25 protein-coding genes and 1 pseudogene are annotated in these 21,349 nt (G+C 74.8%); 11 read left to right on the top strand and 15 right to left on the bottom strand.

The features are described from left to right. Positions 1–5 precede the first annotated feature (5 nt). Together VKZ81_RS26915 and VKZ81_RS26910 are read right to left on the bottom strand one after the other, a co-directional pair. Positions 6–728 (bottom strand): DUF998 domain-containing protein, encoded by a 723-nt coding sequence (locus VKZ81_RS26915; protein ID WP_324244491.1) that lies wholly within the window; start codon positions 726–728, stop codon positions 6–8. Between the two features lie 143 nt (positions 729–871). Continuing rightward, positions 872–1,414, bottom strand: coding sequence for a DsbA family protein (locus tag VKZ81_RS26910; RefSeq protein WP_324244490.1), 543 nt, complete (start codon positions 1,412–1,414; stop codon positions 872–874). Between the two features lie 55 nt (positions 1,415–1,469). Here VKZ81_RS26910 and nhaA point away from each other — a divergent pair, with 55 nt between their 5' ends. Further along, positions 1,470–2,810, top strand: coding sequence for a Na+/H+ antiporter NhaA (nhaA, locus tag VKZ81_RS26905; RefSeq protein ID WP_324244489.1), 1,341 nt, complete (start codon positions 1,470–1,472; stop codon positions 2,808–2,810). Positions 2,811–2,831: 21 nt separating this feature from the next. Here nhaA and VKZ81_RS26900 read toward each other — a convergent pair whose 3' ends face one another. Further along, positions 2,832–4,166: a DNA polymerase IV gene (locus VKZ81_RS26900; protein ID WP_324244488.1), complete on the bottom strand. Its 1,335-nt coding sequence runs from the start codon at positions 4,164–4,166 to the stop codon at positions 2,832–2,834. A 68-nt stretch (positions 4,167–4,234) separates the two neighbouring features. Between VKZ81_RS26900 and VKZ81_RS26895 the strand changes: the two genes are divergently transcribed. After that, positions 4,235–4,897 carry a pyridoxamine 5'-phosphate oxidase family protein gene (locus tag VKZ81_RS26895; protein WP_324244487.1) on the top strand — a complete coding sequence of 221 codons (663 nt, stop codon included), beginning with the start codon at positions 4,235–4,237 and terminating at the stop codon, positions 4,895–4,897. Here the strand turns inward: VKZ81_RS26895 and VKZ81_RS26890 are convergent. After that, complete coding sequence (locus VKZ81_RS26890; RefSeq protein ID WP_324244486.1) at positions 4,885–5,553, bottom strand: 4'-phosphopantetheinyl transferase family protein; 669 nt, start codon at positions 5,551–5,553, stop codon at positions 4,885–4,887. The genes VKZ81_RS26895 and VKZ81_RS26890 overlap by 13 nt on opposite strands. Positions 5,554–5,567: 14 nt before the next feature. Next, positions 5,568–6,362: an SAM-dependent methyltransferase gene (locus tag VKZ81_RS26885; RefSeq protein ID WP_324244485.1), complete on the bottom strand. Its 795-nt coding sequence runs from the start codon at positions 6,360–6,362 to the stop codon at positions 5,568–5,570. Between the two features lie 135 nt (positions 6,363–6,497). Between VKZ81_RS26885 and VKZ81_RS26880 the strand changes: the two genes are divergently transcribed. Then, entirely contained in the window at positions 6,498–6,875 is a 378-nt protein-coding gene (locus VKZ81_RS26880) for a nuclear transport factor 2 family protein (RefSeq protein WP_324244484.1), read from the top strand. A 52-nt stretch (positions 6,876–6,927) separates the two neighbouring features. Here VKZ81_RS26880 and VKZ81_RS26875 read toward each other — a convergent pair whose 3' ends face one another. Then, positions 6,928–7,056, bottom strand: a complete 129-nt coding sequence (locus tag VKZ81_RS26875) for a hypothetical protein (protein ID WP_324244483.1) — start codon at positions 7,054–7,056, stop codon at positions 6,928–6,930. A gap of 172 nt (positions 7,057–7,228) precedes the next feature. Here VKZ81_RS26875 and VKZ81_RS26870 point away from each other — a divergent pair, with 172 nt between their 5' ends. The 7 genes from VKZ81_RS26870 (at position 7,229) to VKZ81_RS26840 (ending at position 15,586) form a co-directional block, all read left to right on the top strand. Further along, the gene (locus VKZ81_RS26870; RefSeq protein WP_324244482.1) at positions 7,229–7,522 is read left to right on the top strand and encodes a hypothetical protein; all 294 of its coding nucleotides are present in this window, start codon (positions 7,229–7,231) and stop codon (positions 7,520–7,522) included. A 1,216-nt stretch (positions 7,523–8,738) separates the two neighbouring features. Then, entirely contained in the window at positions 8,739–9,887 is a 1,149-nt protein-coding gene (locus tag VKZ81_RS26865) for an NAD(P)/FAD-dependent oxidoreductase (protein WP_324244481.1), read from the top strand. 48 nt (positions 9,888–9,935) lie between these two features. Next, the gene (gene pcaB, locus VKZ81_RS26860; protein WP_324244480.1) at positions 9,936–11,063 is read left to right on the top strand and encodes a 3-carboxy-cis,cis-muconate cycloisomerase; all 1,128 of its coding nucleotides are present in this window, start codon (positions 9,936–9,938) and stop codon (positions 11,061–11,063) included. A gap of 46 nt (positions 11,064–11,109) precedes the next feature. Next, positions 11,110–12,171 carry a winged helix DNA-binding domain-containing protein gene (locus tag VKZ81_RS26855; protein ID WP_324244479.1) on the top strand — a complete coding sequence of 354 codons (1,062 nt, stop codon included), beginning with the start codon at positions 11,110–11,112 and terminating at the stop codon, positions 12,169–12,171. Between the two features lie 245 nt (positions 12,172–12,416). Further along, entirely contained in the window at positions 12,417–13,382 is a 966-nt protein-coding gene (locus tag VKZ81_RS26850; protein ID WP_324244478.1) for a GlxA family transcriptional regulator, read from the top strand. Between the two features lie 9 nt (positions 13,383–13,391). Beyond that, the gene (locus VKZ81_RS26845) at positions 13,392–14,204 is read left to right on the top strand and encodes an enoyl-CoA hydratase-related protein (RefSeq protein WP_324244477.1); all 813 of its coding nucleotides are present in this window, start codon (positions 13,392–13,394) and stop codon (positions 14,202–14,204) included. Positions 14,205–14,233: 29 nt separating this feature from the next. Then, positions 14,234–15,586 carry an FAD-dependent oxidoreductase gene (locus tag VKZ81_RS26840; RefSeq protein WP_324244476.1) on the top strand — a complete coding sequence of 451 codons (1,353 nt, stop codon included), beginning with the start codon at positions 14,234–14,236 and terminating at the stop codon, positions 15,584–15,586. Positions 15,587–15,595: 9 nt separating this feature from the next. On the opposite strand, the gene VKZ81_RS26835 is transcribed toward VKZ81_RS26840, so the two are convergent. The 5 genes from VKZ81_RS26835 to VKZ81_RS26815 form a co-directional block, all read right to left on the bottom strand. Beyond that, on the bottom strand, positions 15,596–16,450 hold the full coding sequence (locus tag VKZ81_RS26835) for an LLM class flavin-dependent oxidoreductase (RefSeq protein WP_324244475.1): 855 nt from the start codon (positions 16,448–16,450) through the stop codon (positions 15,596–15,598). Positions 16,451–16,469: 19 nt separating this feature from the next. After that, a complete protein-coding gene (locus VKZ81_RS26830) occupies positions 16,470–16,745 on the bottom strand; it encodes a hypothetical protein (protein WP_324244474.1) in 276 nt (91 codons plus the stop codon). Between the two features lie 201 nt (positions 16,746–16,946). Further along, positions 16,947–17,753 carry an ABC transporter permease gene (locus VKZ81_RS26825; RefSeq protein WP_324244473.1) on the bottom strand — a complete coding sequence of 269 codons (807 nt, stop codon included), beginning with the start codon at positions 17,751–17,753 and terminating at the stop codon, positions 16,947–16,949. Further along, positions 17,713–18,519 (bottom strand): ABC transporter ATP-binding protein, encoded by an 807-nt coding sequence (locus VKZ81_RS26820; RefSeq protein WP_324244472.1) that lies wholly within the window; start codon positions 18,517–18,519, stop codon positions 17,713–17,715. The genes VKZ81_RS26825 and VKZ81_RS26820 overlap by 41 nt, the downstream gene beginning before the upstream one ends. Next, positions 18,516–18,998, bottom strand: coding sequence for a MarR family winged helix-turn-helix transcriptional regulator (locus VKZ81_RS26815; protein ID WP_324244471.1), 483 nt, complete (start codon positions 18,996–18,998; stop codon positions 18,516–18,518). Before VKZ81_RS26815 ends, VKZ81_RS26820 begins: the two co-directional genes overlap by 4 nt. A gap of 55 nt (positions 18,999–19,053) precedes the next feature. Between VKZ81_RS26815 and VKZ81_RS26810 the strand changes: the two genes are divergently transcribed. After that, entirely contained in the window at positions 19,054–19,218 is a 165-nt protein-coding gene (locus tag VKZ81_RS26810) for a hypothetical protein (protein WP_324244470.1), read from the top strand. On the opposite strand, the gene VKZ81_RS26805 is transcribed toward VKZ81_RS26810, so the two are convergent. From VKZ81_RS26805 to VKZ81_RS26795, 4 genes and pseudogenes are all read right to left on the bottom strand, one after another. Then, on the bottom strand, positions 19,188–19,364 hold the full coding sequence (locus VKZ81_RS26805) for a hypothetical protein (protein WP_324244469.1): 177 nt from the start codon (positions 19,362–19,364) through the stop codon (positions 19,188–19,190). The two genes, VKZ81_RS26810 and VKZ81_RS26805, sit on opposite strands and share 31 nt — an antisense overlap. 180 nt (positions 19,365–19,544) lie before the next feature. After that, positions 19,545–19,868 (bottom strand): MFS transporter, encoded by a 324-nt coding sequence (locus VKZ81_RS26800; RefSeq protein WP_324244468.1) that lies wholly within the window; start codon positions 19,866–19,868, stop codon positions 19,545–19,547. 59 nt (positions 19,869–19,927) lie between these two features. Continuing rightward, positions 19,928–20,041 (bottom strand): annotated as a pseudogene (locus VKZ81_RS35235) (hypothetical protein); the annotation flags it as partial. Between the two features lie 101 nt (positions 20,042–20,142). After that, positions 20,143–21,138, bottom strand: a complete 996-nt coding sequence (locus VKZ81_RS26795) for a M20/M25/M40 family metallo-hydrolase (RefSeq protein ID WP_324244467.1) — start codon at positions 21,136–21,138, stop codon at positions 20,143–20,145. Positions 21,139–21,349 lie beyond the last annotated feature (211 nt).

The raw sequence follows: 21,349 nt of genomic DNA, 5'->3' as shown, positions 1-21,349 counted from the left end.
CGGTGTCAGTGGCCGGGCAGGGCGGTTGGCGGGGTGGGCGCCGCCGGCGCGGGCACGCCACGGCGCCGCAGCGCGTGCCACGAGACCCGCACCAGCTGCACGGCCAGCGCGGCGACCACGGCGACGTCGAAGGCGAGCACCATGCGCTGCAGGACCCCGCCGACGTCGACCGGTCCGAAGATGCCGGGCACGACGTCGTCGAGCCTGCTGACCACGTAGGCCACGGCCAGCACGGCCGCGGCGATGGAGAGTGTGCGGACCGTGGAGACCACCGGGCGCCACTCCGGGTACTCGGCCAGCCGGGCCGCCGCGGCGAGCCCGGCGAACGACAGCAACGCGAGGATGCCGGCCCCGGCGAACTGGTGCACCCAGCCGCCGAAGGTCAGGATGCGCGGCGAGTCGTCGGCGGGGAAGACCGCGGCGAGCACCAGGCACGTCGCCCACACCGCGAGCAGCACCGTCGGGCGGCCCGCCATCCGCACGCCGGAGCGCGCCATCCCGACCAGCACGGCGAGCGCCCCGACCGCCAGCGCCACCGCCGCGGAGAAGAACAGCTGCTCGCCGCCGTCGACGAACGCGTAGTAGCTGAGCGGGACCGAGATCGGGTCGACCTCGCGGAAGTAGGTCACGCCGAGGTAGACCATGATGATCGTCGATCGCGCGATCGCGAGAAGCGCGAGCACGGCGAGAAGAAGCGTCGCGACGCCCAGCCGGCCCGAACGCTCCACACCCCCCATTCCTGCCCCCCATCCGCTGATCCTTTGATCAAGCGAACGCGGTGCGTCGGGCCGGGTGTTCCGTGTTCTTCGTTACGCGTTCCCGGTGGCGCTTCGGTGGCGCTTCGGTGGCGCGTTCTCGGTGGCGCGGCCCGTCAGGCCGACCGGTCCACCGAGGCCGGGGACGTGGACTCGAGCGCCTCCACGAGGTGCTCGACCGTGATCGGCCCGTGGTACATCTCGCCGTTGACGAAGAACGTGGGCGTGCCGCGCACCCCGCTGCGGACGCCGGAGTTGAAATCGGCCTCCACGCGGTCCTCGACGAACCGGGTGGCGGGCCAGGTGACCTTCTCCGGCGGGACGCCGATCTCCTCGGCGTAGCGGCGCAGGTCCGCCTGCCGCAGCCGCGGCTCGTCGCCGGAGTAGAGCTTGGCGTGCATCGCCCAGAACTGCCCCTTGAGCGCGGCGCCCTCGGCCGCGACGGCCGCCGAGAGCGCGAAGGGGTGCAGCTCGGCCAGGGGGAAGTGCCGGAAAGCGAACACGAGCCGGTCGCCGAGGCGCCGGCGCACCTCCTCGACCACGGGGTAGGCGCGGCGGCAATACGGGCACTCGAAGTCGCCGTACTCCACGAGGGTCAGCTCGGAGCCGAGCACTCCCAGCAGGTGGTCGTAGCTGCCGACCCGGGGTACGAGCGGCATCGTGCCTCCCTGACGGCTGATCGGGGCATAACGCACGAAGTGGCAGGATCACGTCGTGACGGTGACGACCTTAGCCGAGCGCGGTGACCTGAGCCGGGCTGCGCGCGACTTCCTGCGCACCGAGTCCGGGTCGGCGGTGCTGCTGCTGTCGGCGGCCGTGCTCGCTCTGGCCTGGGCGAACCTGGGGTGGGGTTACGAGGATTTCTGGCACACCGAGTTCGCGATCACCTTCGGTGACACCTCGCTCGCCCTCGACCTGCGGCACTGGGTCAACGACGGGTTGATGGTGCTGTTCTTCTTCAGCGTCGGGCTGGAGATCTCGCGGGAGATGGTGCTCGGCGAGCTGCGCGGGTTCCGCGCGCTGGCCGCCCCGGCCGCGGCGGCGATCGGCGGGCTCACCGTGCCCGCGCTGCTGTTCCTGGCGTTCAACGCGGGCGGCCCGGCGGCCGGGGCGTGGGGGATCGCGATCTCCACCGACACCGCCGTGGTGATCGGCGTGCTGGCGCTGGTCGGTCCGCGCTGCCCGGACCAGCTGCGGGTCTTCCTGCTAGCGCTGGCGATCGTCGACGACATCGGCGCCGTGGCTGCGATCGCGCTCTTCTACACCGAAGACCTGCAGATGACCCCGCTGCTGCTGGCGCTGGTGCTGTTCGTCGCGCTGCTGGCGCTGCGGTTCGCGCCGTTCTGGCGCACCCCGGTCTACGTGCTGATCGGGGTGGTCATGTGGCTCGCGGTGCTCGACTCGGGCGTCCACCCGAGCGTGGTCGGCGTCGTGATGGGGCTCTTGGTCAACGCCTACGCCCCGCGGCCGCGCGACGTGATGCGGGCGCAGGTGCTGGGCACCAGCTTCCTGCTCGACCCCAGCCCGGAGCGCGCGCTGGCGGCGCAGGCGGCGGTCACCGAGGCGGTGTCGCCCAACGAGCGGCTGCAGCTGCGCATCCAGCCGTGGAGCAGCTACGTGATCGTCCCGGTGTTCGTGCTCGCCAACGCCGGCGTCGTGCTCACCGGCGAGACCCTCGCCGCTGCGTTCACCTCGCCGGTGACCTGGGGCATCATCGTCGGTCTCACCGTCGGCAAGCTGGTCGGCGTCACCGCGGGCACCTGGGTGGCGTTGCGCACCGGGATCGGGCGGGTGCCCGACACCCTGCGCTGGGGCCAGCTGGTCGGCGGCGCCGGGCTCGCCGGCATCGGGTTCACCGTGGCCCTGTTCGTCACCGAGCTCGCCCTCGACGACGAGCACCTGGTGACCGACGCGAAGATCGGCATCCTGACCGGGTCGCTGCTCGCGGCGCTGCTGGGCTGGCTCGTCTTCCGCCTGGCCGGCGAGCGGGGCGGCCAGTGCGCGCCCAGCGGCCTGCCGGTGCTGCCGCCCCGGCCGTGGCGGCCGCCGGAGTGACGCCGGGCCCGCTCCCGCCGGTCAGGCCAGGCTGCCGAGCGGGTCGGCCCGGCTGAGGTCCGGGTCGTCCGCGCGCAGCGTGCGGGCCTTGCCCGGGCCGGTGGAGCGCGTCTCGAACCGCACCGTGACCCGCCCGTGCCCCGCGCCCTGCACCCACCCGTGCCCGTACTCGGGGTGGGTGACGTCGTCGCCCGGCCGCCACGGGCGCTCGGCGGACCGGTCGTCCGCGCGCGGCGTCGACTGCTCCGCCGGTTCGACGGGACCGGCCGCAGGTTCCGCGGCGGGCTCGGCGGCCGCAGGTTCGAAGAGCGCGGGCGGCGGGTCGTCGGTGAGCCCGGCGAGCGACACCCCGATCAGCCGGACCCCGCCCTCGGGAACCGCGGCGCGGGCCAGCCGCTGCGCGACCGCGGTGAGGGTGGCGAGGTCGGCGCTCGCGACCGTCGACGTCTCCGAGCGGCTGGACGTGGTGAAGTCGGCGCTGCGCACCTTCACCGTGACGGTGCGCGCCGCGCGCCCGGCCGCCACCAGCCTGCGGTGCGCCGCCTCGGTCATCCGCGCGACCGCGTCGTGGACCGCGGTCATCGCGGTGAGGTCGGTGTCGAAGGTGGTCTCGGCGCTGACCTGCTTGGCCGCGCCGCGCGGCGCCACCGGGCGCTCGTCGATGCCGCGGGCGAGGCGGTGCAGCTCCGTGCCGATCGCCGTGCCGAGCAGGCCGTGGACCTCCCTCAGGTCCATCGCCGCGAGCTGGCCGATCGTGTGGACCCCGAGCTTGCGCAGCCCGGCCTCGGCGACCGGCCCGACGCCCCACAGCGAGCGGACCGGCAGCGGGTCGAGCACCGCCCGCTCCTCCTCGGGCGCGATGACCCGCAGCCCGTCGGGCTTGGCCAGCTCCGAGGCGATCTTCGCCAGCTGCTTGCCCGACCCGGCGCCCACGGACGCGGGCAGCCCGGTCGCGGCGCGCACGTCGGCCCGCAGCCGGGTGCCGAACCGCTCCACCTCCTGCGGCGACGCGCCGGCCAGCGCGGGCGGCTCGAGGAACGCCTCGTCGATCGACACCGGCTCCAGCACGGGGGAGGCGTCGGCGAGGATCGCCATCACCCGCGAGCTCAGCTCCTTGTAGAGGGTGAACCGCGCCGGGAGCACGACGGCGTGCGGGCAGAGCCGCCGCGCCTGCCCCATCGGCATCGCCGAGCGCGCCCCGAACGCCCGCGCCTGGTAGCTGGCGCCCGCCACCACCGCGCGTGGCCCGAGCCCGCCCACCAGCACCGGCCGCTCTCGCAGCGTGGGGCGGGTGAGCTGCTCGGCCGCGGCGAAGAACGCGTCCATGTCCAGGTGCAGGACCCAGCGCGCGGTCACCGTGTCATCCTCCCCGGCGCCATTTTTCCTGGACGGACCGACAACCCGGCCCGTAGCGTCCGGTAGTCGTGGCAACCGCAGAGACCAGCCAGGGCCTCACCACCGAGATCACCACCGAGATCACCACCGTCGAGGAGCTGGAAGCCCTCGTCGGTACGCCCCAGCAGGCGGTGCGCGACAAGGTCCGCCCGTCGCTCGACCCGATCGACCGCATGTGGCTCGCCCACTCCCCGCTCTGCCTGGTCGGCACGAGCGACGCCGCGGGCAACCTGGACGTCTCCCCGAAGGGCGACCCGGCCGGGCGGCTCGCCCACGTGGTCGACGACCGCACCATCGTCATCGCCGAGCGCCCCGGCAACCGCCGCGTCGACGGGTACCGCAACATCCTCACCAACCCGCACGTCGGGCTGCTGTTCCTCGTCCCGGGCCGCGGCGACACCCTGCGGATCAACGGGCGGGCGCGGCTGCTGCGCGACGCCCCGTACTTCGACGAGCTGGTCGTGAAGGGCCACCGGCCGGTGCTCGCCCTCGAGGTGGCGATCGAGGAGGTCTTCTACCACTGCGCGAAGGCGTTCATGCGGGCTCAGCTGTGGGAGCCGGAGACCTGGGACCCCGAGGCGCTCCCCTCCACGGCGCGCATCGCGAAGGCCCTGGTCCGCAAGGACGCACCGCTCGAGGAGCTCGAGCGGTACTACGGGCCCTCCTACGCCGAGCGGCTCTACAAGGCCTGAGCGGCGAGCAGCCCGTCCCCGCGCTCCTCGGTGATCTCCGGCCGGTCCCCGCTGCCCGCGACGGCGGCGCGGTAGCCGGGTGCGGGGTGCAGGTCGGCGACCCACAGCGGGTCGCGCGGCGCGTCGTCGCCGGTCCAGTCCAGCACGCCGTCCGGCCCGAGGGTGATCGCCGACATCGGGGTGGACAGCCCCGTGCCCACCGCCTTGAGCAGCGCCTCCTTGCGCGTCCACAGCGTGAAGAAGGCATCGGCGTCGGCCGCGGTCTCCCGCGCTGAGCAGACGTGGGCGAGCATGCCGTCCAGGTCGGCGAGCTCGCGGACCCGCTCGACGTCGAGCCCGACCGCGCCCGCGGGGTGCACCGCGACGCCGACGAGGTCGCCCGCGTGCGTGAGGGAGAACCCCGGGCCGCCGGGCAGCACGGGCTTGCCGTGCTGGGCGCCGCAGCGGCAGGTGCGGTCGAACACCAGCGCGGCGGGCGGCGCGCCGACGGCGTCGGCGAGCACCAGCCGCACCAGGGCGTGCGCGGCGAGGTAGCGGGCCTGATCGGCGGGTTTGCGGAAGCGGGTGAGCCGCTCGCGCTCGTGGCCGTCGAGCACCGCGACCAGCCCAGGGGCGTCCGCGGGCGCCACCGGGGCGGCCCACCACACGACGGCCATGCTGCGGGCCTTCCTCAGGGTTTGCGGCCGACGCCGCCGTAGGCGTCGATCTGCTCGACCCGGCCGATCTCGACGCCGTCCGGTCGCCACTCGGTGATCGGCACGACCCCCGGCTCGACCAGCTCCGTGCCGGTGAACCAGCCGCGGACCTCCTCGACCGTGCGCAGCTGGTAGGGCGATCCCATGTCGGCCTGCGCCTGGGCGCTCTTGACGGCCGCCTCGCTGGTGCTGGTGCCGTCCCACATCGTCAGGTAGCTGCCCGACGGCACGGCGCCGAGCACGCGGGAGACGATCGACCGCGTCACCGCGTAGTCCGGTTCGTAGCCGAACACCCCCATGAACATGACGCCGACCGGCTGCGAGAGGTCCAGCACCCCGCCGGCCTGCTCGACGATGCGCTCCGGTTCGTGGTAGTCGGCGTGGACGTAGGTGGTGACGCCCTCGGGGGTGGTGTTGACCAGGAGCGCCCTGGCGTGCGCGAGCACCAGCGGGTCGTTGTCGACGTAGACGATCTTGGCGTCGGGTGCGACGGACTGGGCCACCTCGTGGGTGTTCTGCATCGTGGGCAGCCCGGTGCCGATGTCGAGGAACTGGCGGACCCCGGCCTCGGCCGCCAGGAAGCGGACGGCGCGGATCAGGAAGTGGCGCGACTTCACCGCCATGTCCGCGATCTGCGGGTACATCGCTCGCACCGCGTCGCCGATCTCCCGGTCGGCGGCGTAGTTGTCCTTGCCGCCCAACCAGTAGTTCCAGATGCGCGCCCCGTGCGGGACGTCGGTGCGGATCTCCGGCAGGGGTTGCTCGGTCACGGTCGCGACCGTAGCGCACGGACCGCGGTCGCGATCACGTGTTCGCGCCCGCCGCATGACCTCCGAGGTGATCGACCCCGACACCCGCGCGCGGCGAGGCTTCCTCCCGTCAGCGAACGACGGGGAGGACCACAGATGACCACCGCAACCCTTGCCACCGCCGCCGTGCAGCGCTACCTGGCGGCCTGGAACGCGACCGATCCGGCCGAGCGGCGTGCGGCGGTCGAGGCGGCGTTCGCCCCGGACGCGCGCTACGTCGACCCGCTCGCCGACGTGACCGGCACCGAGGCGCTCGACGCCCTGATCGCGGGCGTGCACCAGCAGTTCCCCGGCATGCGGTTCGTCCCGGTCGGGGACGTGGACGCCCACCACGACGTCTGCCGGTTCCGCTGGGGCCTCGGCCCGGAGGGTGCCCAGCCCGTCGTGATCGGGTTCGACGTGGCGACCGTGGGCCCCGACGGGCGCATCACCGGCGTGCAGGGCTTCCTCGACAAGGTGCCGGCAGGCGCCTGATCAGCGCGGTGCCGGTAGGTGCCTGATCAGCGCGGTGCCGGCAGGTGCCTGATCAGCGCGCGGCCCACGCCGGCGGCACCCAGACCTCGTCGCCCGGCGCCTCCGCCCGCCGCATCCGCAGGTAGCGGCGCAGCGCGCGGAGCGCCGGGTGCGGGTTGTCGGCGCGCCGGACCAGCGACATCGGGTGGACCGGCGCCGGGCCGCGCACCGGGATCCGGCGCGGGTCGTAGCGGTCCGGCCACAGGTAGCGGGAGCGCTCCCCGACCAGCGTCGCGAGCTGCGGGAGTCGGCGATCTCGGCGAGCAGCGACTCGCCACCGAATGCGGACCGGAGGACGTCGACGGTCTCGATCGGTGGGGCTGCCGCTGGGCGGTGCGGCGGTCGGCCTGTTCGGGCCGGTGATCACCGTGCCCGCCGACGCGTGCAGCCACCTGCTCTCGGCGGCCGGCATCACCGCGGTCCGCCGCCGGGAAGCCCCACGGCGAGGTCCGATGGCCGACCGGCGCGTGGCCGAGCTGCTCGACGGCTCTCGGCACATCCTGACCCACCCGGGCCTGCGCGCGCTCCACGCCAACCACCTGCTCGTGGCCGGGCTGATCACGGCCCCGGAGCCGCTGCCGGCCGCCGCGTCGTCATGCCGAGGATGATCGCCCGCCCCGCAAGGCCGACGACCGGGCAGCTGGACGAGGCTGCCCGGTCGCCCGCCCGGCGCCGCGCCCCCGCCTCGCGGGGTCGCTGAGGCGGGAACGGCGGCGCCGCGCTGGATCACCCGGTGCGCCACACCGGGATGATCCGACGGCCCTGCGCAGGGCGGGCGCGCCCCGAGGAGCTCGCGTGGATGGCTCCACTCGGGGCGGACTTGCCCGCACGGCCGCGCCGGGCCGCCCGGTTGGCCGGCGCCGCGTCGGCGCCGGCGGGCTTCACTCCACCTGCCGGCGCGAGCTCGGCGGCGGAAAGCAGGGACGAGAGCAACGGATCACGCAAGGGATGCCTCCTGCAGAAGACGGGGCCGGCGCAGCAGAGCCGGGGCGGCGCCGGATCTCATCCAGTGCCGGCCGGGTGGCTGGGACGGGTGGTGCCGCGGTGGCGGCCGTCGCTACAGGCGCATGGGCAGAACGGTAGGCCGGTGGTGGTGGGTGCGCGAGCGATTTATCGGGGGTGCCGGTCTGGCGGGTTCCGCGGGACTCGATCCCGGTTGACCCGGCTGCCGATGGGCGCGCCTGGTCGCCTCGCCGGTCCCGGCGCTGGCTGCCGAGTTGGCGCCTTCGCTGCGAGTGGTCCGGTGCACGCCGGGTTCTCGCCACGGGTGGGTGGGTGCGTCGGTTCTCCCCACCGAATTCCGTGGTTGCGTTGGCGGCCGTACCCGACTCGGGGGCACGGCAGTTGGCCGCGAGCCCGCTGCGGTCGCGTGCCACTCAACCGCTTGTGGTCCCGTTGCGTCTCCAGGCCCACCCCGATCTCCCTCGCGCCCTCTGAGTCGGGTTCCGCGGAACCCGCTTCTCACGCGGCCGGGGTGACCCGCTTCGGTAGCAGGAGCAGCTGAGGACGTAGTCGACGTCGAGGTTGTCGCCGTCCCAGTTCGGTGTGATCGTGGTGTGGTCGATGTGTAGACGCGCGCGGGTGTGCATCTCCACCAGGCTCTCCGCATTCCCGGTCAACGGCGGGGCGGCCTCGGGAATCAGTGCTCCGTCGGGGCGGAACTCCCATTTCCCGCCAGCCGGGGAACTGGCGGCGCTCCCCGTCCCGCGCCGTGAGCGCCCGCACCTGAGCGTCGGAGGTGAGTCGTCGGGAGCGGCCCGGGTACATGGGGTTGTTCGCCGTACCCGCTCGCCCGACCCGTGAACGGCTCCTAGCGTCGTGCCCGTGAGCAGCACGCAACCCAGCGTTGACACCATCGTCGTCGGCGGCGGCATCGCCGGCGCCTCGATCGCCTACGAGCTCGCCGCCGACCGGTCGGTCCTCCTCGTCGAGGCCGAACCGGAGCTCGCCCGCCACTCCACCGCGCGCTCCGCGGCGACCTACGTGCCCGGCCACGGCCCGGCGCCGGTGCGCGCGCTGATCCGGGCGAGCGGCCCCCGGTTCGCCCGCCTCGAGGCGGAGCTGGAGGCGCCGCCGCTGCTCGCGCCCCGCCCGGTCCTGCACGTCGCGGTCGACGCCGACGGCGAAGCGCTGCTGGCCGCCGAGCTCGCCGCCCAGGACGGCGAACCCGGGGCGCCGGTCCCGATCGACCCGGACGAGGCGCAGCGGCGGTGCCCGGCGCTGCGGCCCGGCGTGGTCCGCGGGGCTGCCGTGGTGGAGGGCGCCGCCGACGTGGACGCCGCGGCGTTGCACCAGGCCTACGTCCGGGGGCTGCGCCGCCGCGGTGGGCGGGTCCGCACCGGCGCGCCCGTCACCGAGGTGCGCCGCAACGGCTCCGGCTGGGAGGCGCGGCTCGGCCCGGACGGGGAGGCGGTCGCCGCGGCCGAGGTGGTCGACGCGGCGGGCGCGTGGGCCGACGCCGTGGCGGAGCGCGCGGGGGTGCCGCGGATCGGGCTCACGCCGATGCGGCGCACGATCGCGCTGGTCGCCGTGCCCGACCCGGCCCGCCTGGCCGGCCCCGACGGCGGCAGGCTGCCGATGGTCGTCGACGCCCGCGAGGGCTTCTACTTCAAGCAGGAGGGCGACGGGCTCCTGGTCAGCCCCGCCGACGAGACGCCCGTCCACCCGCACGACGCGCGCCCCGACGAGCTGGACGTCGCGACGGCGCTCGAGCGGGTCGAGGCGGTCACCGGCCTCGGCCTGCGCTCCGTGCGCACGGCGTGGGCCGGGCTGCGTTCCTTCGTAGCCGACCGGCTGCCGGTGGTCGGGGCGTGGCCCGAGCACCCCGGGTTCTTCTTCTGCGCCGGTCAGGGCGGGTCGGGCATCGAGACGGCGCCCGCGCTCGCGGCGTTCGCCGCGGCCGTGGTGACCGGCGCGCCGACCCCGGACGACGTCCCGTTCGGGCGCGACGCCTTCGCCCCGACCCGCCTGTGATCGACCTTGCGCACCGGCCGCTGAGCGCGGGACGTACGGTTCGGGCTCATGACGAGCGCGCTGTTCGACCCGCTGTTCGGGGCCGACCGGGTCGCGGCCCGGCTCGACGACGCGTCGTGGGTGGCGGCGCTCGTCGCCGTCGAGGTGGCGCTGTCGCGGGCCGCGGCCGAGCACGGGATCGTGCCCGCCGACGACGCCGACAAGATCGAGGCGGCCGCCGCGTCGCTGCAGATCGACCCCGCGGCGCTGGGGCGGGCCGCGGTCGAGGGCGGCAACCCGGTGATCCCGCTGGTGCGCATGCTGCGCGCGGCGGCGGGGGAGGCCGGGCGGTCGGTGCACCCCGGCGCGACGAGCCAGGACGTGATGGACACCGCCGCGGTGCTGCTCGTCGGCTGGGCGGGCGAGGTGGTGCTGGACGACCTGCGCGGCGCGGCCGACGCCGCCGCCGACCTCGCGCGGCGGCACCGCGACACGCCGATGATCGCCCGCACGTTGGGCCAGCAGGCGCTGCCGACGACGTTCGGGCTGGTCGCGGCCGGTTGGTGCGCGGGGCTCGACCGGGCCCGAGCCCGGCTCGCCGACGTCCTCGCCGCGCTGCCGGTGCAGCTGGGCGGGCCCACGGGCACGCTCGCCTCCCTGCACCCGCACGGGCCGGCCGTGGCCGCGTCGCTCGCCCGCGCCCTCCGGCTCGCCGACGCCGCCCCGTGGCACACCGAACGCACCCGCATCGGGGAGCTGGCCGGGGCGCTCGCCGTGGCCGCGGGCGCCTGCGCCAAGCCGGCGACGGACGTTGTGCTGCTCGCCGGCACGGAGCTCGGCGAGGTGTCGGAGGCGGCGCCCGGCGACTCGTCGTCCATGCCGCACAAGCGCAACCCGATCGCGGCGGTCACCGCGCGCGCGGCGGCGCGCAGGGCACCGGGCCTCGCGGCGGTGCTGCTCGCCGCGGCCGACCACGAGCACCAGCGCGCCGCGGGGCCGTGGCACGCCGAGTGGGAGACGATCACCGACCTGCTGCGGGCGACCGGCGGGGCGGCCGCTCGGCTGCGGGTGTCCCTCGAGGGGCTCGAGGTGCATCCGGACCGGATGGCGGCGAACCTCGCGCTCACCGCCGAGGCGAGCGGCCCGCCCGGACACGCCGGCGAGCTGGTCGACCGGCTGCTCGCGGGGCGCCCGTGAACGGTGAAGTGATCGAACCGTCGCCCCCGACCGGCAGACTCCGGGCATGGCCGAACGCGTGCTGTCCACCCGCGAGCTCAACCGGGCCGTGTTGGCCCGCCAGCTGCTGCTCGAGCGCGCCGCGCTGAGCCCCGAGCAGGCGGTGGAGCGGGTCGCCGGGCTGCAGACGCAGTACGCGCCGTCCGGCTACATCGGGCTCTTCTCGCGGTTGGAGAACTTCCGCCGCGCCACCCTGACCGAGGCGCTGCACGCCGGGCGCGTCGTGCAGGCGTGGGTGATGCGCTGCACGATCCACATGGTCTCGCCCGCCGACTACTGGCCGTTCACCGAGGCGGTGCGGGAGGCGCGTCGCGAGCAGTGGCGGCGCACCCACCGCGTCGGTGTCCACACGGCGGTCGACATGGAGGCGGCCGCCGCGCAGCTGCGCGACCACCTCGCCGACGGCCCGCTCAAGCAGGCCCGGATCCAGGAGCTGCTGGCCGCCGCGGGGCACCCGAAGGAGGTCTGGCCGGGCGTGCAGCTGTGGGTCGACCTGGTGCGCGTCCCGCCCGCGGGCACGTGGGACACGCCCCGCGCCCACGTGTACGGCCTGGCCGAGCACACCGTGCCCGCCCCCGACCCGGCGCCGGAGGAGGACTGCGCGAAGGAGTTCCTCGTGGCCCGCTACCTGCGCGGGTTCGGGCCGGCCGCCCCCGCCGACATCGCCTCGTTCTGCGGCTGGAGCACCACCGCCACGCGGGCCGTGCTCGCGCGGATGCAGCTGCGCCGCTTCCGCAGCGAGACCGGGGCCGAGCTGGTGGACGTCCCGGACGGGCCGCTGCCGCCCGCCGACACGCCCGCCCCGGTGCGGTTCCTCGGGCAGTGGGACGCCAACCTGCTGGTGCACGCGCGGCGCGCGCAGATCCTGCCCGAGGAGCACCGGCCGCGGGTGTTCGCGCGGAACATCCCGCAGTCGGTGCCCACGTTCCTCGTCGACGGTCAGGTGGCGGGCACCTGGCGTTACGTCGACGGCGAGGTGCGGTGCGAGCCGTTCCAGCCGCTCACCCGCGGGGCGGCTCGCGAGGTGGAGGCGGAGGCGGAGCGGCTCGCCGCGTTCCACGCCAATTGATCAGCGTGTTCCGGCAGGGCCCGCAGCTCCGCGAGCCGGCGTTCCCACGCGCGGTCCCGTGCGGCGGCGCCGGGGAACCCCGAGCGGGTCGCCCGGACGCAGGATCGACAGCGCGACGAGGGCGGCCACGAGGACGAGGACGATGATGGCGGTAGTCATGGCAGTAAGTTTCCGCTCGCCAAGTTTCCGCCAACAGTGGCAGAACCGACTACCTCTGTAAAGATCCTGCCAGTACTCTCGACGCCATGCTGTCCACGGTCGCCGTGCTGGTGATCCCGCCGGTCGCCCCGTTCGAGTTCGGCACGATCTGCGAGGTCTTCGGCATCGATCGCAGCGAGGACGGGATCCCGCCGATGGAGTTCCGGGTCTGCGGCGAGGAGGCGGGCCGGCCGCTGCCCACGTCCGTCGGCGCCCAGGTCGTGCCGACCCACGGGCTCGACGGGCTGCGCGGCGCCGACCTCGTGGCGATCTCGGCCACCCGGGCCCGCGAGTTCTCCGACGCGGTGCTCGACGCCGTGCGAGAGGCCGCGGCGGCGGGGAGCACGCTGCTCAGCGTGTGCTCCGGGGCGTTCGTGCTCGGCGCGGCCGGCCTGCTCGACGACCGGCGGTGCACCACCCACTGGGAGAACGCCGACGAGCTGCGCCGCCGCTTCCCACGCGCGCACGTGGACCCGGACGTGCTGTTCGTCGACGACGGCAACCTGATCACGAGCGCCGGTACGGCCGCGGGCATCGACGCGTGCCTGCACCTGGTGCGCCGCGAGCTCGGCAGCGCCGCGGTCAACGCGCTCGCGCGGCGGATGGTGGTGCCGCCGCAGCGCGACGGCGGCCAGCGCCAGTACATCGAGCAGCCGGTCCCGGTGTGCCGGGCCGACGGCCTCGCGCCGGTGCTGGACTGGGTGCTGGAGCACCTCGACGTCGAGCACACGGTGTCCGACCTCGCCCGCAGGGCGCGCATGTCGGAGCGCAGCTTCGCCCGCCGTTTCGTCGCCGAGACCGGCACCACCCCGCACAAGTGGCTCACCCTGCAGCGGGTGCTGCGCGCGCAGCGGCTGCTCGAGGACACCGACCTGGGCATCGACGAGGTGGCCCAGCGGTGCGGTTTCGGCAGCGGGGCGTTGCTGCGCCACCACTTCCGCAAGGTGGTGGGCGTGTCCCCGGCCGAGTTCCGCCGCACGTTCGCCGTCCGCACCGCGCTCGCCGGGCACTAGTCTCGGGGTGTGACCGACGAGGTGGGCACCGGCGACGCGCAGGACGCCGTGCTCGCCGAGCGCGACGGGGACGGTGTCCTCACCCTCTTCTTCAACCGCCCGGAGCGGCGCAACGGCTGGGCGGAGGACCTGCACGAGGCCTACTACGACCGGCTCGCGAAGGCCGCGGCCGACCCGGACGTGCGCGCGGTGGTCGTCACGGGCGCGGGCAGCACGTTCTGCCCGGGCGCCGATCTCTCCCGCCTCGGCGGGCTGGCCGAGGCGGGCGCGCGGTTGCCACACCACCCGGTCGACGTGCCGCGCCGGTTCCCGAAGCCGCTGATCGCCGCGATCAACGGGGCGTGCGCGGGGGTGGGGCTCGTGCAGGCGCTGTTCTGCCACGTCCGGTTCGCCGCCGACACGGCGCGGTTCTCCACCGCGTTCGCCCGGCGCGGGCTCGTGGCCGAGTACGGCGTCGCGTGGACGCTCTCCCGGCTCGTCGGCCAGGAGCGCGCCCTCGACCTGCTGCTGTCGGGGCGGACGTTCGACGCGGCCGAGGCGATGCGGCTGGGGATCGTGAGCCGGGTCGTCCCGCGCGCCGAGGTCCTCGCGGCGGCACAGGCGTACGCGCGCGACCTCGCGCTGCACTGCAGCCCACGGGCGATGGCCGTGATCGCGCGGCAGGTCCTCGACGCGCAGGACTCCACCTTCGACGAAGCGTTGCGCGCCTCCTACGAGCACGTCGACCGCTTCATCGGGTCGGCCGACCTGCGAGAGGGGGTGGCCTCCTTCGTCGAGCGGCGTCCGCCGCGGTTCCCGCCGCTCGCCCCACCTCCCGACTGACGCCTCCACCACCACAGGAGATGAACCACATGCAGCAGCGACAGGCCCGGGTCGCGGTGATCGGGGCGGGCCCGTCCGGGCTGTACGCAGCCGCCGCGCTGCTGGCCTCGGACGTGCCGGTCGACGTCGACGTGCTGGACCGGCTGCCGGCACCGTACGGCCTCGTGCGCTACGGCGTGGCCCCCGACCACGTGAAGATGAAGTCGGTCATCCGCGTGTTGCGCAAGCCGTTCGACCAGTCCCGGGTCGCGTTCCTCGGCGGTGTCCACGTGGGCGAGGGCGGCGTGCCGCTCGAGGTCGTGCGGCAGCACTTCCACGCGATCATCCACGCGACCGGCAGCACGGTGGACCGCGAGCTGGGCATCCCGGGCGAGGAGCTGGCCGGGTCGCTGGGGTCGGGCGCGTTCGTCAGCTGGTACTGCGGCCACCCCGACCACACGAAGCTGCAGCCGCTGCTCGACCGCCCGGGCGTCGCGGTGGTCGGGGCGGGCAACGTGGCGCTCGACGTCGCCCGCGTGCTCGCCAAGACCGCCGACGAGATGGCGGGCACCGACGTGCCGGACCCGGTGCTGGAGACGCTGCGTTCGAGCGCCGTGCGCGACATCCACGTGCTGATCCGGCGCGGCCCCCAGCACATCCGCTTCACCCCCGCGGAGCTGCGCCAGATCGGCGAGCTCGCCAACGCCGACGTGCTCGTGCACGACGACGGCACGCTCGCCGCGGGCGTCGAGGAGCCGGAGGACCGGCGGCACCGGCAGATGCTCGACATGCTCGCCGAGTGGGCCGCGGCCGAGCCCGCCGGGAAGCCGCGCCGGATCCACCTGCGCTTCCTGCGCTCCCCGGTGGAGATCCTCGGCACCGGCGGTCGCGTGAGCGGGGTCGTCGTCGAGCGCAACCGGATCGTCGACGGCCGCGTCGTCGGGACGGGGGAGCGGGAGACGCTCGACGTCGGGCTGGTCGTGCGGGCGATCGGCTACTCCGCAGAACCCGTGCCCGGCCTGCCGTTCGACGAGGCCACCGGCACGGTCCCGAACGTGGGCGGCCGGGTGGTGCGCGACGGCGAGCCGGTGCCCGGCGCCTACGTCACGGGCTGGATCAAGCGCGGACCGACCGGCGTGATCGGCACGAACAGGGCCGACGCCGTCGAGACGGTCACCGCGCTGCTCGAGGACCTGCCGAACCTGCCCGACCCGGAGCACCCCGACCCGGCCGAGTTCCGCGCGGCGCTGGCCGCGCACGGGGTGCGGCCGGTGGACTGGAGCGCGTGGCTGCGGCTCGACGCCGAGGAGATCCGCCGGGGTGGCCTGCGCGGCGCGGAGCGGGTGAAGGTGGCCGAGCTCGCCGAGATGCTGGACGCCGCCCACGGGGCGCCCACCGGCTGACCGGCCGGATCAGGCGGCAGCGAGCAGCCGGACGCCCTCGACCAGCCGCGACAGGTCGGCGTCGGTCCACGGGCCACGGGCGATCACGCAGACGTGCTCGACGCCGACGCCGCCGAGCGTCGTGCAGCGCGCGGCGAATCCCTCGGGCGCCTCGCCCGGGGCGAGCGCCGTGGCGACGGTGGTCTCGATCTCCTCCCGCGGCCGTCCGATCGCTGCGCACTCGCGCGCGAGCACGTCCAGCTTGCGGCGCAGGGTCGCGCCGCGGTCCGGGACGTCGAACAGGTTGCACGCGTCTGCGTAGCGGGCGACCAACGGCAGCGTCCTCCGCTCCCCGGCGCCGCCGACCAGGATCCGCGGTCGGCGCGCCGGGACCGGGTGGTTCAGCGGCCGCTCCGCGCGGACGTGCCCGCCCCGGAAGGGGGAGTCGTCGCCCGCGAACATGCGGTGGGCCAGCCGGAGGGTGTCCTCCAGCAGCTCGAACCGCCGCGCCGTCGGCGGCATCGGGATGCCCATCCGGGCCGCCTCCCGACCGTCGTAGCCCGCACCGAGGCCGAGCCAGGCGCGCCCGCCCGACAGCGCGTCGAGCGTGCTGACCGCCTTGATCAGGACGGCGGGCGGGCGGAACGTGACCGGGCTGACCAGCGCGCCGAGCCGCACCCGGGTCGAGCGGGCCGCGAGCCACCCGAGCGTCGTGCAGGCCTCGAGCTGCGGATCGGTCGGCTCGGTGCCGGGTGCGTGCTGGACGAGGTGGTCGGGCACCCACACGGTGTCGAGGCCGCCCTCGTCGGCGACCCGCACGATCCGCTCCAGTGGCGCGTGCCCGGTCCCGCTCGGGAACCGGGTGATGCTCAGGCTGACGCGCACCGCCGCGTCGGTGCAGCCCTCAGCAGGGCTCGACCGAGATGACCGCGGGCACCGCGTTGAGGCGGTCGACGAAGCTGGCGCACTCGTCGGCGGTGAGCGACACGGTGCAGGTGATCGAGCTGTACGGAACCCCGTCCTTGACCTCGACGGAGAACTCGCGCACCGGGACGCCGAACGAGGCGAGTGCGCTGCCGATGTCGAGGACGCCCTGCATGCCGCCGGTGGTCACGATCTCGTGACGGCGCTGGAGCCTGGGGGCCCAGGTCTTGCGGGGGGAGTGGTCGAGAACAGTCATCGTCGGCTCCGATTCCACGGGTTGTGGGGGCCGAGCCAGGCCTCGGGTGGTGAATGGGGAGCAGGCGCGCCGGCAGCCTGGCTCAGCCGACGCGCGGCAGTACTGCCGCACCGAGGGCGAGGGCGTAACGCATGTGACCAGCATAACGCGTGTCGCCCCCCGGATTCCCCCGACCCGCCGTCCCGATCGGGGCGCAACGGGCTAACGCACCAGCCTCCCGAGCAGTGCGGCCGCCCCCGCGATGCCGGCGACGGCGGCCCCGGCGAGCAGCCCGAAGTCGGCCCACAGGTTCGCCGGTGCGCCCACCAGGAGCCCGCGCAGGGCGTTCACCAGGTACGTCAGCGGGTTGACCAGGCTGACCACCTGCAGCCACGCCGGCATGATGTCGATCGGGTACAGGGCGTTGGAGGCGAAGAACAGCGGCATCGTCATGAGCTGGCCGATGCCCATCAGCCGGTCGCGGGTCTGGGCGATGCCCGCGATCGCCATCGACAGGCACGAGAAGAACCCCGCGCTGAGCATGAGGGCGGCGGCCGCGGCGAGCAGCTTCAGCGGGTTGACGGTGATGTCGACCCCGAGCAACGCAGCGATCGGCACGAGCACCACCACGGGGGCGAGCCCGCGCACGCCGGCCGCGAAGGCCTTCGCGGTCACGATCGCCGACCGCGGCGTCGGCGTCACCATGACCTTGGTCAGGATGCCCGCGTCGCGCTCCCAGATGATGTGGATCCCGAAGAAGATCGAGACGAACAGCGCGGACTGCGCGAGGATCCCGGGGGTCAGGAACTCCAGGTAGGTGAGCTCGCCGGTCGGGATCCCGCGGATCCGGCTGAAGATCTGGCCGAAGACCAGCAGCCACAGCACCGGCTGCACCATGCGCGTGAGCAGCTCGGTGTTGTCGCTGCGCAGCTTCTGCAGCTCGACGAGGCCGAGCGCGGCGGTGCGCACGGCGAAGAGGCGGACCGGCTCAGCCCAGCTTGCGGGCCGTCGTGCGGCTGCGACGGACATTCCTCACCCCTTCGCTGCGTTCGGAGTCGAGGCCCGCGCCCGCGTAGTGGCGGAAGACGTCCTCGAGCGTGGCGTCGGGGCCGATGCCGGCCCGGAGCGCGGCGGGTGAGCCGACGGCCTGCAGCCGGCCGTGGTGCATGAGTGCCACGGTGTCGCACAGTTCGTCGGCCTCCTCCATGTAGTGCGTGGTGAGCAGCACCGTCATGCCGTGCTCGGCCCGAATCTGCCGCACCCGCTCCCACACGCCCGCGCGCGCGATCGGGTCGAGCCCGACCGTCGGCTCGTCGAGCACGAGCAGCCTGGGCCGGTTGACCAGCGCCTGCGCCAGCTCGAGCCGGCGGATCATGCCGCCCGAGTACGTGTCGGCGCGCCGGTCGGCCACCGCCGAGAGGTCCATGGCGGCCAGGACCTCCTCCACCCGGTCGGCCCGCTCGGCACGCGGGACGTCGAACAGCCGCGCGAACCACATGACGTTCTGGCGCCCGGTGAGCGCGGTCTCGATCGACAGCTGCTGGGGTACGTAGCCGAGGTGCCTGCGCACCTCGGTCGGGCGGCGCCGGACGTCGTGCCCGAACACCCGCACGCTGCCCTCCTGCACCGGGAGCAGCGTGTTCAGCACCCGGATCGTGGTGGTCTTGCCCGCCCCGTTCGGGCCGAGCAGCCCGAACACCTGTCCGGCCGGGATGGTCAGGTCGAGGTGGTCGACGGCCACGGTGTCGCCGAACCGGTGCACCAGCCCGGTGCACTCGACCGCGAGCCCGCTCACCGCTCACGCTCCAGGGCCCGCAGCTCCTCGGCCAGCGCCTCCAGTGCGTCGATGCCCGCGGCGAGCTCGGCGACCCGGCGCGGGCCGAGCCGTCCGAGGGCCTCGTGCAGCACACCGCGCCTGCGGGCCCGGGCGGCGTCGAGCGCTTCCTGGGCGGAGGCGGTGAGCCGGAGCCGGCCGACCCTGCGGTCCTGCGGGTCGGTCTCGCGGACGAGCAGCCCGGCCCCGACCAGCTGCGTGACGATCGTGGACACGGTGTTGGGGGCGAGCCCCAGCTCGTCGGCGATCTCGGCGACCGACCTGCCCGCGCGCTTGCCGACGACCAGGAGCACCTCGCGTTGCGCAGGCGAGACCTCGAACGGCGCGGCCGCGACGACCGGCCCCGCCAGCCTGCGCAGCAGCCTGCGCACCGCGCCGACGGCGGGCATCAGCGACTCGGACACCGCCTCGGGGGTGGGCGCCGTGGGGGAGGGGACCATGCGCCCAGCATAAACCTCTGGAGCAGAATAGATCTGAATCAGAGGCAATTGACCCGTGCTCGGGCTCCCGTTCGACGTGCCGCCGCCCTGCAGCCCGGTCGACGAGGAGTACCCGGGGGTGCCGGTCCGCAAGGAGCTCGGCGAGCACGAGACGATGCTGTCGATCGACAAGGCGCGCCGGGTGCTCGGCTACGCGCCGCGGTCCAGCCGGCGCGGGTAGCGGTCGAGCAACGCCGGGGTGAAGCGCCGCCACGCCACCGCGGTGAGCACGACCATCCCGCCGAAGGCGATCCAGCACGGCGCCGTGATGCCGAGCGCGCGGGCCACGAGCCCGCCGCCGAGCGCGCCCACGGCCGAACCGCCCACCGGCGAACAGGTAGTAGCCGCTGTTGACGCGCCCGCGCAGCGCGTCGGGCACCACCCGCTGGCGCCAGGACACCGAGAGGATGCCCCACGGGCTCGCGTGCGCGCCGAAGACGACCATGGTGGCGACGGCGACCCACGGCGCGCGGGCGAGCGCCAGTGACAGGTGCGTGCAGGTCTCGATCACAGGCCGGTGCGCAGCAGCAGCGCCGTACCGAACCGGGCCTGCAGCCGCGCCGCCACCAGCGTTCCGGCGATCCCGCCGACCGCGCTCGACGCGAGCAGGAGGCCGAACCCGACCTCGGTGAGCCCGAGCCGCTCGCGCGCGTGGAGGACGAGCAGAGAGAACGCGGCGAGCAGCGTGACGTTCATGAAGCACAGGCAGACCGCCAGCATCCGCAGCACCGGGTGGCGCAGCAGGGCGCGCATCCCGGTGGCGAGGTCGCGGCACACCGGTCGGGGCGGCCGTTCCGGGCGGAACCGGCCGCGCAGCGTGGCCACGAGCACCGCACCAGGTTGACCAGCACCACCAGCCGGCGCCGGTCGAGCCGGTCGACGTAGACGCCGGCGGGCAGCGCGAACAGCAGCCACGGCCGCTGCTGCACGAACACCGCGCCCGCCACGAGCGCGGGATCCGAGGTCAGGGACGCCAGCCGGAGGGGACCCGCCGCGATCGCCACGCCGTCGCCGACGTTCGAGACGGCGGAGGCCGCCCACAGCCGCCGGAACGCCGCCCCCACCCGCTCGGCGTGGCGGAAGGGTCAAACGGTTCACCCGCGGATCAGTGTGCGAGCGGGTCCGTGGCCGTCGCGAACCGCGCCACCGTGCCGGCGAGCGCGTCGGTGAAGTCGTCCAGCACCCGCCGGTCGATGCCCTCGGCGCGGTCGCACGCGGAGTGGTAGCAGGGGTCGAAGTCGACGCCGGCCCGCCCGCCCCACCGCGCGGCCTGAGCGTCCGTCTTCGCGTTGTCGGCGCCTGAGAACACACCGCCGGTCGGGATCCCGGCCTCGATGAACGCGTCGTGGTCCGACTCGTCGTCGAACGCCGCGGTCTCGGCGGTGGCGCCCGTGGCGGCCAGCTCCTCGACCAGGGTCCGGCCGACCACCTCGGAGCCCTCCGGGCCGGTCTCGTCCGCCTCGTCCCCGAAGCCGCCCTGGACGAAGTAGCCCGCGTTCGGCGAGGCCGCCATGTCCGCGTTGAGGTAGAGGATGATCGCCCTGCGCTCGCTGCGGGAGAGCGACTCGACGTACGCGGCCGAGCCGTCGAGGTTCCGCTCCTCCGCCGCCCAGAACGCGAAGCGCACCGCGTTCGTGGTGGGTGGGGAGCCGCCCATCCGGGTCGCCACCTCGAGCAGCGCGGCCACCCCGGAGGCGTTGTCGTTGATCCCCGGGCCGTCGGGGACCGAGTCGAGGTGCGCCCCCGCGACCACGACCCGCTCCGGGTCCCCGGTGCGGGTCTGGGCGACAACGTTGCGGAGCGTGATCGGCCGGCGATCGTCCGAGCGGAGGGTGAACACGGGGGTGGTGGTGTCGAACCCCGCCTCGCGCAGCACCCCGGCGACGTGGTCGACGCTCGCGTCGTAGCCCGGGCCGGGACTCGCCCGGTTTCCGCCCGTCGCGTCGGCGATGGATTGCAGCGCCTCGATGTGCACCCAGGCGCCGTCCGCGGTGACCTGCTCGACGAGCTGCGCGCGGAAGGTATCGCCGGGCGGCGCGGGAGGTGTCGCCGGCCGGGCGGTGCAGCCGGGCAGCAGAGCGGCGGCGATGAACAGGGCCATCGTGCCCCTCCGGCACCCGCCCACGCCCGCGTCATGCATCAGAGACAGTCCGATCGACGACTCGCTCCCGTGGTTGGGGAGTCGCCCGTCCCGCTCGATGCGTTTCCCGGTGCGGTCACCCGCGCCCGGGGTGACGGCCCGCCGGGGGCAGCGGCGGGTCCGGCGGCGGAAGCTCACCTGGCGGGACCCGACGCCTGCGAAGCAGAGCGCG

Source organism: Pseudonocardia sp., from assembly GCF_035305885.1.
Lineage (GTDB): Bacteria > Actinomycetota > Actinomycetes > Mycobacteriales > Pseudonocardiaceae > Pseudonocardia.
The sequence above is the reverse complement of the archived record's forward strand: the minus strand, read 5'-3'. Positions and strand labels throughout refer to the sequence as shown.

What these genes read in the sequence shown, in the direction of transcription:
- VKZ81_RS26910 (WP_324244490.1), bottom strand. Translation starts at nt 1,414, where the DNA reads ATGCCGCTCGTACCCCGGGTCGGCAGCTACGACCACCTGCTGGGAGTG.
- VKZ81_RS26890 (WP_324244486.1), bottom strand. Translation starts at nt 5,553, where the DNA reads ATGGCCGTCGTGTGGTGGGCCGCCCCGGTGGCGCCCGCGGACGCCCCT.
- VKZ81_RS26880 (WP_324244484.1), top strand. Translation starts at nt 6,498, where the DNA reads ATGACCACCGCAACCCTTGCCACCGCCGCCGTGCAGCGCTACCTGGCG.
- VKZ81_RS26875 (WP_324244483.1), bottom strand. Translation starts at nt 7,056, where the DNA reads ATGTCGCTGGTCCGGCGCGCCGACAACCCGCACCCGGCGCTCCGCGCG.
- pcaB (WP_324244480.1), top strand. Translation starts at nt 9,936, where the DNA reads ATGACGAGCGCGCTGTTCGACCCGCTGTTCGGGGCCGACCGGGTCGCG.
- VKZ81_RS26855 (WP_324244479.1), top strand. Translation starts at nt 11,110, where the DNA reads ATGGCCGAACGCGTGCTGTCCACCCGCGAGCTCAACCGGGCCGTGTTG.
- VKZ81_RS26850 (WP_324244478.1), top strand. Translation starts at nt 12,417, where the DNA reads ATGCTGTCCACGGTCGCCGTGCTGGTGATCCCGCCGGTCGCCCCGTTC.
- VKZ81_RS26840 (WP_324244476.1), top strand. Translation starts at nt 14,234, where the DNA reads ATGCAGCAGCGACAGGCCCGGGTCGCGGTGATCGGGGCGGGCCCGTCC.
- VKZ81_RS26830 (WP_324244474.1), bottom strand. Translation starts at nt 16,745, where the DNA reads ATGACTGTTCTCGACCACTCCCCCCGCAAGACCTGGGCCCCCAGGCTC.
- VKZ81_RS26825 (WP_324244473.1), bottom strand. Translation starts at nt 17,753, where the DNA reads ATGTCCGTCGCAGCCGCACGACGGCCCGCAAGCTGGGCTGAGCCGGTC.
- VKZ81_RS26815 (WP_324244471.1), bottom strand. Translation starts at nt 18,998, where the DNA reads ATGGTCCCCTCCCCCACGGCGCCCACCCCCGAGGCGGTGTCCGAGTCG.
- VKZ81_RS26795 (WP_324244467.1), bottom strand. Translation starts at nt 21,138, where the DNA reads ATGGCCCTGTTCATCGCCGCCGCTCTGCTGCCCGGCTGCACCGCCCGG.